Source organism: Streptomyces sp. TLI_053 (assembly GCF_900105395.1).
Lineage (GTDB): Bacteria > Actinomycetota > Actinomycetes > Streptomycetales > Streptomycetaceae > Kitasatospora.
Window position 1 is genome coordinate 9,026,867 of sequence record NZ_LT629775.1, and the last position, 11,218, is coordinate 9,038,084.

Annotated in this window: 3 protein-coding genes and 1 pseudogene; all 4 read left to right on the forward strand. The window is 74.9% G+C overall.

What is annotated here, in order from left to right:
• The first annotated feature begins 22 nt into the window (after positions 1-22).
• The 4 genes and pseudogenes from BLU95_RS37395 to mhpA all read left to right on the forward strand — a co-directional run bounded on the left by BLU95_RS37395 (position 23) and on the right by mhpA (position 11,137).
• Positions 23-5,371 carry a type I polyketide synthase gene (locus BLU95_RS37395; RefSeq protein WP_093863909.1) on the forward strand — a complete coding sequence of 1,783 codons (5,349 nt, stop codon included), beginning with the start codon at positions 23-25 and terminating at the stop codon, positions 5,369-5,371.
• Between the two features lie 143 nt (positions 5,372-5,514).
• Positions 5,515-8,703: pseudogene (locus tag BLU95_RS37400) on the forward strand (type I polyketide synthase); the annotation flags it as partial.
• Positions 8,700-9,497 carry an arylamine N-acetyltransferase family protein gene (locus BLU95_RS37405; protein ID WP_231978089.1) on the forward strand — a complete coding sequence of 266 codons (798 nt, stop codon included), beginning with the start codon at positions 8,700-8,702 and terminating at the stop codon, positions 9,495-9,497. The pseudogene BLU95_RS37400 and the gene BLU95_RS37405, both read left to right, overlap by 4 nt.
• Positions 9,494-11,137 carry a bifunctional 3-(3-hydroxy-phenyl)propionate/3-hydroxycinnamic acid hydroxylase MhpA gene (mhpA, locus tag BLU95_RS37410; protein WP_093863912.1) on the forward strand — a complete coding sequence of 548 codons (1,644 nt, stop codon included), beginning with the start codon at positions 9,494-9,496 and terminating at the stop codon, positions 11,135-11,137. The genes BLU95_RS37405 and mhpA overlap by 4 nt, the downstream gene beginning before the upstream one ends.
• Positions 11,138-11,218: the final 81 nt, after the last annotated feature.

Consider the following 11,218-nt stretch of genomic DNA (forward strand, 5'->3'; position numbering starts at 1 on the left):
GACGGACACGAGGAAGAACCCCATGTCGAACGACGACAAGCTGCGCGACTACCTCAAGCGCGTCACGGCCGACCTCCAGCAGACCAAGCGCCGCCTGCGCGACGCCGAGGCCCGGCGCAGCGAGCCGATCGCCATCGTCGGCATGGCCTGCCGGCTGCCCGGCGGCGTCGCCTCCCCGGCCGACCTGTGGCGGCTGGTCCACGACGGCGCCGACGCCATGGCCCCGTTCCCCCGCGACCGGGGGTGGGACGTGGACGGCCTGTACGACCCCGACCCGGACGCCGCCGGTAGGACCTACGCCGAGGAGGGCGGTTTCCTCGCCGACCCGGGCGGCTTCGACGCCGCGCTGTTCGGGATCTCGCCGCGCGAGGCGCTGGCGACGGACCCGCAGCAGCGGCTGCTGCTGGAGACCTCCTGGGAGGCCCTGGAGCGGGCCGGCATCGACCCGACCTCGCTCAAGGGGCAGCCGGTCGGCGTCTACGCGGGGCTGATGTACCACGACTACGCGCACCACGTGCTCAACCTCCCGGAGGGCCTGGAGGGATACTTCGGGATCGGCAACTCGGGTTCGGTCGCCTCGGGCCGGGTCTCCTACACCCTCGGTCTCGAAGGTCCGTCGGTGACGGTGGACACCGCCTGCTCCTCCTCCCTGGTGGCCCTGCACCTGGCCGCGCAGGCGCTGCGCGACGGCGAGTGCACGCTCGCCCTGGCCGGCGGGGTCGCCGTGATGGCCACACCGGAGGTCTTCGTCGACTTCGCCACCCAGCGCGGCCTGGCGCGCGACAGCCGCTGCAAGGCGTACGCGGACGCCGCCGACGGTACGGGCCTGGCGGAGGGCGTGGCCGTCCTCCTGCTGGAGCGGCTGTCGGACGCGCGGCGGCTGGGGCACGAGGTGCTGGCGGTGGTGCGGGGTTCGGCGGTGAACCAGGACGGTGCTTCCAACGGTCTGACGGCTCCGAACGGTCCCTCGCAGGAGCGGGTGATCCGGGCGGCTCTCGCCAGTGCCCGGCTGACGGCGGCGGACGTCGACGTGGTGGAGGGTCACGGGACGGGGACGTCGTTGGGCGACCCGATCGAGGCGCAGGCGGTGCTGGCCACCTACGGGCAGGATCGTCCGGCCGAACAGCCTTTGTGGCTGGGGTCGTTGAAGTCCAACATCGGTCACACCCAGGCCGCCGCCGGTGCGGCCGGTGTGATCAAGATGGTCGAGGCGCTCCGGCACGGCGTACTGCCGAAGAGCCTGCACATCGACACGCCCACCTCGAAGGTCGACTGGGACTCGGGCGCGGTCGCGCTGCTCACGGAACGCCGCGACTGGCCCGAGGTCGACCGGCCGCGTCGAGCGGCCGTCTCCTCCTTCGGCGTCAGCGGCACCAACGCCCACGTCATCCTGGAGCAGGCCCCGGTCTGGGACGACGCACCGCAGCCGGGCGCCGAACCCGCTTCCACCGCAACGCCGTTGGTGCTCTCGGCCGCCTCCGAGGACGCCCTGCGCGCCCAGGCCGGTGCCTGGGGCCGGCTCCTGGCCGAGCAGCCGGACACCGCCCTGTCCCGTGCCGCCCGCACCCTCGTCACCGCGAGGGCCGCACTGGAGCAGCGCGCCGTGGTGGTGGCCGCCGACCGCGCGGACTCGGCGGCGGCGCTGGACGCGGTGGCCCGGGGGGAGGAGGCGGCGGGTGTCGTCTCCGGTCGGGCGGAGGTGGGTGGTCGGTCGGTGTTCGTGTTCCCGGGTCAGGGTTCGCAGTGGGTGGGGATGGGTCGGCGGTTGCTGGCCGAGTCGGCGGTGTTCGCGCGGGCCCTGGAGGAGGCCGCGGAGGCGCTGGAGCCCTATACCGACTGGTCGTTGTCGGATGTGGTGAATCAGGTGCCGGGTGCCGCTTCGCTGGAGCGGGTGGATGTGGTGCAGCCGGTGTCGTTCGCGGTGAACGTGGCGCTGGCCCGCCTCTGGGCGTCGCTGGGTGTGGTGCCGGACGCGGTGGTCGGCCATTCGCAGGGGGAGATCGCGGCGGCGCACGTGGCCGGGATCCTTTCGTTGGAGGACGCGGCGGCGGTGGTGGCGTTGCGCTCGCAGGCCATCGCCCGCGGTCTGGCCGGACGGGGCGGCATGGTGTCGATCGGGCTGCCGCTCGCCGAGGTGACCGGCACGCTGCCGGACGGCGTGGAGGTCGCGGCCGTGAACGGTCCGTCCTCGGTCGTCGTCGCCGGTGATCCGGCCGGTCTGGACACCGTGGTGGCCGGCTTCGAGGAGCGCGGCGTGCGGGTGCGCCGGGTCCCGGTGGACTACGCCTCGCACACCGCGCACGTGGAGTCGATCGAGGCGGAACTCGCCGAGCTGCTGCAGTCGGTGGAGCCCCGGACCGCCGCTGTTCCTTTCCTCTCCACGGTCGAGAACCGCTGGTTGGAGGGTCCGGAGCTGGACGCGGGGTACTGGTACCGCAACCTGCGGCAGAGCGTGCGTTTCGCCGAGGCCGTCGGGACGCTGGCGGGCGAGGGCTTCCGGGCGTTCGTGGAGGTGAGTGCGCACCCGGTGCTCGCGCACGCCGTCGTCGAGGCCCTGGAGGAGGCGATCGAGGCGCCGACGGTCGTCACCGGGACCCTGCGGCGCGAGGACGGCGGCTGGGACCGCGTCCTGCTCGCCGCCGCCGAACTCCACGTCCACGGCATCCCCGTCGACTGGTCCCCGGCCTTCGCGGACGCCGTCCTCCTCCCCGCCTCCGACCTGCCCACCTACCCCTTCCAGCACCGGCGCTACTGGCTGGAGACCCGCCCCGCCACCGACGTGGGCGCCGCCGGACTGGCGCCCGCCGGGCACCCGCTGCTGGGCGCGGTGGTGCAACTGCCCGAGGGCGGGGCGCTCCTCACCGGACGGCTCGACCCGAAGGACCACCCGTGGCTCGCGGACCACGCCGTCGGCGGCACCGTCCTCGCCCCGGGGGCGGCGCTGCTGGAGCTGGCCGCGCAGGCCGGCGACGAGGCGGGCACGCCCACCGTCGAGGAGCTGGTGATCGAGGCCCCGCTGCTCGTTCCCGGGCGCGGCGCCCTGCAACTGCACCTGCGGGTGGACGCGCCGGAGGACGAAGCCCCCGACGGCCGGCGGCCGTTCGCCCTGTACTCGCGCCCCGAGGACGGCGAGGGCGGTGCCTGGACCAGGCACGCCACCGGCTTCCTCGGCGGCGAGCAGGTGCCGCACACCGTCGCCCCCGGGGCGTGGCCGCCGGCCGGCGCGGAGCCGGTCGACCTGGACGGCTTCTACGAGCGGCTGGCCGACCGCGGCTTCGGCTACGGTCCGGCGTTCCAGGGGCTGCGGGCCGTCCGGCGGCTCGACGGCGAGGTGTACGCCGAGGTGTCCCTGCCCGCCGGACGGGCCGCCGAGGACTTCGGCATCCACCCGGTGCTGTTGGACGCCGCTCTGCAGGCCACCAACTTCCTGGGCATCGCCGAGCCGGAGCCGGGTCACGTCCTGCTGCCGTTCGCCTGGAACGACGTGGCGCTCTTCGCCACGCGTCCCACCGCCCTGCGGGTGCACGCGCGGCAGACCGGCCCGCACGCGTTCTCGCTCGTCCTCACCGACCCGACCGGCGGACCGGTGGCCTCGGTCGGATCACTGTCGCTGCGGCAGGTACCGGTCGACCGGCTGGCCGGCCTCGGCGGGGCCGGGGCCGACCACCTCTACCAGGTGGGCTGGACGCCTCTCGCCCTGCGCGCCGACGCCGCCGGTGTCGTCGCTCCGGCGGTGCTCGACCTGACCGCGGGCACGGCCGAGAGCCCCGAGGGTCCCGAGGGCGCCCGGGCGCTGGTCGGGCGGGTCTCGGAGTTCCTGCACCGGGGACTCACCGATCCCGCTCGGAACGGGGAGGCGCTGGCCGTCGTGACCGGGCCCCCGGACGCGGACCCGGCGGTCAACGCGGTGTGGGGGCTGGTCCGTTCGGTCCAGCACGAGCAGCCCGGCCGGGTCGTGCTGCTCGGTGGCGAAGGGGCGGGCTTCCCCACTGCGGCGGTCGACCCGTCGGTGGTGGGCGGTCTGCTGGCGTCCGGCGAGACCCAGGCGCTCTGGCGCGACGGGACCGTGGTGGTGCCGCGTCTGCTGCGTGCCGAAGTGTCCGCCGAGGTCCCGTCCGGGGCCGGTCCGGTGCTGGATCCGGCGGGGACGGTGCTGGTGACCGGTGGCACGGGGACGTTGGGCGGTCTGGTGGCCCGGCGTCTGGTGGAGTCGCACGGGGTGCGTCACCTGCTTCTGGTGAGCCGTCGCGGCGCCGGGTCGCCCGGTGCGGCGGAGCTCGTCGAGCAGTTGTCGGCGCTGGGTGCGTCGGTGGAGGTGGTGGCGGCCGATGTGTCGGACCGCTCGGTGGTGGAGGCGCTGGTGCGGCGGGTTCCGGTGGAGCGTCCGTTGACGGCGGTGGTGCACACCGCCGGTGCGCTGGCCGACGGTGTGTTCGAGGGGCAGTCCGCGGAGCGGCTGGACCAGGTGTTCGCGCCGAAGGCGGACGCGGCCTGGCACCTGCACGAGGCGACGAAGGACCTCGGCCTCACCGCCTTCGTCCTGTTCTCCTCCGGTGCGAGCGTGTTCGGCAGTGCCGGGCAGAGCCTGTACGGGTCGGCGAACGGTTTCCTGGACGGGTTGGCGGGGTGGCGCAGCGCACACGGCCTGCCGGCGGTCTCGCTGGCCTGGGGCCTGTGGGCGCAGGCCAGCGGTCTGACCGGTCACCTGGGTGAGGCCGACCGGGCCCGGCTGGCCCGGGGCGGCCTGGCGGCCATGCCCACGGAGGAGGCGCTCGCGCTGTTCGACGCCGCGCTGCGTTCTCCGGAGGCGCTGCTGGTGCCGACCCGGCTGGACCGCGAAGCCCTGCGCAAGCAGGCGGCGGGCGGCGAACTGAACCCGCTGCTGCGCGGCCTGGTCCGCACCCCCCGCCGCACCGCCGCCACCGGCGCGCCCGCCGACCACGCGGCGGACTTCGTCGCCCGGCTGGCCGCGCTGCCGGAGCGCGAGCAGCACCGCGAGGTCCTCGACCTGGTGCGCTCCGCCGCCGCCGCCGTCCTCGGGCACCCGTCCAAGAACGCCGTCGCCGCCGCCCAGGCCTTCAAGGAGACCGGGTTCGACTCGCTCGGCGCGGTGCAGCTGCGCAACCGGCTGGCCCGGGCGACGGGCGTCCGGCTCCCGGCGACCCTGGTCTTCGACCACCCGACTCCGCTCGCCCTCGCCCGCCACCTGCGGTCCGAGCTGCTGCCGGAACCGGCGGCGGGCCCGGCGGTCGTGAGCCCCGCGCCGCGTGCCGCCGGACCGGACGCGGGACCCGGGCCCGTGGACGGACCTGCCATCGCGGACCTGGACATCGACGGCCTCGTCGCCCGCGCCCTTCGTGGCCGCGGCTGAACCGCCCCTCCAACCGCACTGACCCACCGAGCCGACGCACCGCGCTCACCGACCCGCGCCGGCGCACCCTTGGAAAGGCTGAAATGACCACCACCAACGACGGCGCGGCCGCCGCCGACCAGACGGCGAGACTGGTCGCGGCACTGCGGGCCGCGCTCCAGGACAATGAACAACTCGCAGCTGAGAAAGCCGCGTTGGAGGCGGCAGTCGGCGAGCCGATCGCCATCGTCGGGACGGCCTGCCGGCTGCCGGGTGACGTCGCCTCCCCGGCCGACCTGTGGCGGCTGGTCGCCGACGGACTCGACGGCGTGGGCGAGTTCCCCGAGGACCGCGGCTGGGACCTCGACGGACTCTTCGACCCCGACCCGGACCGGGCCGGCCGCTCCTACGTCCGCGAGGGCGGATTCCTGCACGGCGCCGCCGACTTCGACGCCGCCTTCTTCGGGATCTCGCCGCGCGAGGCGCTCGCCATGGACCCGCAGCAGCGGCTGCTGCTGGAGACCTCCTGGGAAGCCCTGGAACGGGCCGGCCTGGACCCGGCGGGCCTGCGCGGCACAGCAGTCGGCGTGTTCTCCGGCGTCATGTACCACGACTACGCCACCGGTCTGCGCAGTGTGCCCGCCGGGCTCGAGGGCTTCCTCGCCACCGGCACCTCCGGCTCCGTCGCCTCGGGCCGGGTCGCCTACACGCTCGGCCTGGAGGGGCCCGCGATCACCGTCGACACCGCCTGCTCCTCCTCGCTGGTCGCCGTCCACCTGGCAGCCCAGTCGCTGCGCAGCGGCGAGTCGACGCTGGCGCTGGCCGGCGGGGTCGCGGTGATGTCCCAGCCCTCGCCGTTCGTGGAGTTCTCCCGGCAGCGCGGTCTGGCGACCGACGGGCGATGCAAGGCCTTCGCGGACGCGGCCGACGGCACCGGCTGGGCGGAGGGCGTGGCCGTCCTCGTCCTTGAGCGGCTGTCGGACGCGCGGCGGCTGGGGCACGAGGTGCTGGCGGTGGTCCGGGGTTCGGCCGTCAACCAGGACGGCGCCTCCAACGGCCTCACCGCGCCCAACGGGCCCGCCCAGCAGCGGGTGATCCGGGCCGCGCTCGCCAACGCCCGGCTGACGGCCGCCGACGTCGACGCAGTCGAGGCGCACGGCACCGGCACCCCGCTCGGCGACCCGATCGAGGCGCAGGCGGTGCTGGCCACCTACGGACGGGGGAGGTCCGCCGAACAGCCGTTGTGGCTGGGGTCGTTGAAGTCCAACATCGGTCACACCCAGGCCGCCGCCGGTGTTGCCGGTGTGATCAAGATGGTGGAGGCGCTGCGGCACGGCGTGCTGCCGAAGACCCTCCACGTGGACGCGCCGACGACTCAGGTCGACTGGTCGGCGGGGGAGGTACGGCTGCTGACGGAGGCCCGGCCGTGGCCGGCGGCCGACCGACCGCGTCGGGCGGCGGTGTCGGCCTTCGGGGTGAGCGGCACCAACGCCCACGTCATCCTCGAGGAGGCGCCCGCCGCGGAGCCGCAGACACCTGCGGCCGAGCCCGGTGCCGAGCCCGGTGCCCCCGAGGCCGGTGCCGTTCCCTGGCTGGTGTCCGCCGCTTCCGTCGGCGCCCTGCGCGCCCAGGCGGAGCGGCTGCTCGACTACACCGAGGCGCGCGGCCCGGCACCCGCCGACGCGGCCCGCGCGCTGGCCGAGGCCCGGACCCTGCTGGCGCACCGCGCCGTCGTTGTGGCGGACACGCTCGACGGTCACCGCACCGGCCTGGCCGCGCTCGCGGGCGACGCCGCCTCGCCCGCCCTGGTCACGGGCACGGCGGACGTCACCGGCCAGACCGTGCTGGTCTTCCCGGGTCAGGGTTCGCAGTGGGTGGGGATGGGTCGGCGGCTGCTGGCGGAGTCGGTGGTGTTCGCGGGGGCGCTCGGTGAGGTCGGCAAGGCGTTGGAGCCCTATACCGACTGGTCGTTGTCGGATGTGGTGAATCAGGTGCCGGGGTCCGCTTCGTTGGAGCGGGTGGATGTGGTGCAGCCGGTGTCGTTCGCGGTGAACGTGGCGCTGGCGCGGTTGTGGGAGTCGCTGGGTGTGGTGCCGGACGCGGTGGTCGGTCATTCGCAGGGGGAGATCGCTGCGGCTCATGTCGCGGGGATCCTTTCCCTGGAGGACGCCGCGGCGGTGGTGGCGTTGCGGTCGCAGGCCATCGCGCGGGGTCTGGCGGGTCGGGGCGGGATGGTGTCGGTGGGGCTGTCGCTCGCCCGGGTGGCCGACCGGCTTCCGGCCGGGGTGGAGGTCGCGGCCGTGAACGGTCCGTCCTCGGTGGTGGTGGCCGGTGACCCGGCGGGCCTGGACACTCTGGTGGCCGCCTTCGAGGAGCAGGGTGTGCGGTTGCGGCGGATCCCGGTGGACTACGCCTCGCACACCGCGCACGTGGAGTCGATCGAGGCCGAACTCGCCGAGCTGCTGGGTTCGGTGAGGCCGCAGCCGGCTGTCGTCCCGTTCCTGTCGACGGTCGAGAACCGTTGGTTGGAAGGTCCGGAGCTGGACGCGGGGTACTGGTACCGCAACCTGCGGCGGACCGTGCGTTTCGCCGACGCCGTCGACACCCTCGCCGCCGCCGAGTACCGGGCGTTCGTCGAGGTCAGCGCGCACCCCGTGCTCGCGCACGGCATCGTCGAGGCCCTGGAGGCGGCCTCCGTGCGCGACGCGGTCGTCACCGGCACCCTGCGGCGCGACGAGGGCGGCTGGGACCGCGTCCTGCTCTCGGCCGCCGCACTTCACGTCCGTGGCGTGGAGGTCGACTGGTCGGCCTCCTACGCGGGCGCCGGCCCCCTCCCTGCCTCCGACCTGCCCACCTACCCCTTCCAGCACCGGCACTACTGGCTGGAGTCGGTGCCCGTGACGACCACCCCCGCAGGAGATTTCCCGATGGCCATCGAGACCGAGCCCGACACCATCGTCGAGGAGGCGCCCGGCGCCGTCCTCGCCCGCCGACTGGCGGACGCCGAGCCGGGGGAGCGCCCGGCCGTGCTGGTCGACGTCATCCGCACGGAGGTCGCGGCCGTTCTCGGGCACGAGGACACCGGAGAGATCGGGGCGGACGCCGTCTTCTTCGACATCGGCTTCGTGTCGCTGACCGCCGTCGAACTGCGCAACCGCCTCCAGACCGTCACCGGGCTCGAACTGCCCGCCCTGCTCGCCTTCGACCAGCCCACCCCGGAGCGGCTCGCCGGTTACCTCCTCTCCCTGCTCGACGAGACCGGGGACCACGTTGCGGGGGACGGTGACACCGGAACCGCCGAGACCGTGCCCGCGCCGACCGGAGCCGCCGAGCAGCGGACCGAAGGGAAGTGACCGCAGTGTTCGACACCACCGCCTACCTCGAGGCCCTCGGCTACGACGGCCCGCTCGACCCCAACGCCGACACCCTGCGCGAGCTGCACCGGCGCCACCTGATCGCCGTCCCCTACGACTCGTCGCTCAACACCGCCCGCGGCGAGTCCCTGTGGGCGGGCGTCGACATCGACGTCGACGCCGTGTTCGACGCCGTCGTGCTCGGCGGCCGGGGCGGTGTCTGCTACGAACTGAACGGGCTCTTCCTCGCGCTGCTGCGCGAACTCGGTTACGAGACCGGGCTGTTCTCGGCCGGGATCCGCCAGGTCGACGACAGCTTCGGGCCGGACCTGGAGCACGTCCTCGGCTTCGTCCGGCTGGACGGTGACCTCTGGCTGGTCGACGTCGGCTTCGTCGGCCCGTCCTACCTGGAGCCGCTGCGGGTGGTGGCCGACGAGGTGCAGCCGCAGTTCGGCACCGACTTCCGGGTCGTGCGCGCGGACACCGGCCACCACGTGGTGGAGCGCCGGGGCCGGGTCGGCGACTGGCGCGCCGTCTACCGGTTCCACTCGCGGCCGCGCGCCTTCGCGGACTGGCTGGTCCCCTCGCCGGAGCTGGACCGGTTCGCCCGGGCCCTGGCCGGTTCCGGCATCGTGGTGCGCGGCCGGGCCTTCGAGGGCGGCCAGCGGATCCTGATCGGCACCCGTCTGGTCGTCGTCGAGGACGGTACCGAGCGGCTGCGCGGCCTGGCCGACCCGGAGGAGCACGCCCGGGTGCTCGCCGAGATCCTGCGGAAGGACGGGGCCACCGCATGAGCACCGACTCCGAGAACGCGACCGAGAACGCGACCGAGAACGCGACCGACACCGACACCGACACCGACACCGACACCGACATCGCGATCGTCGGCTACGGGCCGGTCGGCCAGACCGCCGCCCTGCTGCTGGCCTCCCGCGGCCACCGGGTCACCGTCCTGGAGCGCTTCCCCCGGCCCTACCCGATGCCGCGAGCGGTCTCCTTCGACGGCGAGTCCGCCCGCATCCTCGCCGCCACCGGCGTGGGCGCGGCCCTGGACGAGCACGTCGAGTCCTCCCGGGACTACGTCTGGCACAACGCCGACGGCCGGACCCTCTTCCGGGTCGACGTCGAGGACGCCGGCCGCTCCGGCTGGCCCGACTCCAGCGCCGTCTACCAGCCGGGCCTGGAGGCCGCGCTGTCCGCCCACGGCGAGCGGTACCCCACGCTGCGCGTCCTGCGCGGTCACCGGGTGACGGCGCTCGCCGACCGGGGCGACGCCGTCACGCTCACGGTCGAGGGACCGGAGACCGGCCCGTCGGGCGGCCCGCTCACCGCCCGCTGGGTGATCGGCTGCGACGGCGCCAACAGCGTGGTGCGCGAGGAGGCCGGGCTGACCGCCACCGACTTCGCGTTCTTCAACGACTGGCTGACCTGCGACGTCGTCCCGCACGACGGCCGGGAGTTCGTCCCCAACAACCTCCAGGTCTGCGACCCGGCGCGGCCGCGCACCGCGGTCTCCGCCGGGCCGGGCCACCGGCGCTGGGAGTTCATGCGGCTCGACCACGAGTCGCCCGAGGAGTTCGGCGGTGAGGCCAACGTCTGGAAGCTGCTCTCGCTGTTCGACATCGACCCCGGCAACGCCACCCTGCTGCGGCACGCCGTCTACACCTTCCAGGCGCGCTACGCGGACCGGTGGCGGCGCGGCCGGGTGCTGATCGCCGGGGACGCCGCCCACCTGATGCCGCCGTTCGCCGGGCAGGGCATGTGCTCCGGCTTCCGCGACGCCGCCAACCTCGCCTGGAAGCTGGACCTGGTGCTCACCGGCCGGGCCGCCGAGGGGCTGCTCGACAGCTACACCGCCGAGCGGCGCGAGCACGTGCGCCACGCGCTCACCATGTCGATGGACCTGGGCCGGGTCATCTGCCAGGCCGACCCGGCCGCGGCCCGCGACCGGGACACCGTCATGCTGGCCGCCCAGGAGCGCGCCCGGCGCGGCGCGGAGGTCGGCGCGGCCCGGCCGCGCACGCCGGTCCAGCCGCTCACGGCGGGCCTGCGGCACGGTGGCGGGCCGGCCGGCGACCTGGTCGTCCAGGGGCGCGTGACGGCGGCAGGCCGGCCCGCCGGGCTCTTCGACGACGTGGTGGGGCGCGGCTTCGTGCTGCTCACCACCGAGCCGCCGGAGAGTCTGCTCACCGCCGCGGACCGCGCCTGGCTGGACGCCCTCGGCGGCCACGCGGTGAGGGTGCTCGCGGCCACCGACGAGGAGCCCCCGGCGGGCTCGGTCGGTGACACCGACGGGGTGTACCTGCCGTACCTGGCCGAGAGCGGGGCGGTCGCGGTGCTGGTCCGGCCGGACTTCTACGTCTACGGCGCGGCGAAGGACCGGACGGGGCTGGCCGCGCTCCTCGGAGCGCTCCGCACCGACCTGGCCGCCTGACGGCCCGACCGACGCCCCGCCCCCCGTCCCCTCCCGCGCACGTGCTGACGGCCCGCTCCCCTCCGCGAAGAGGGAGCGGGC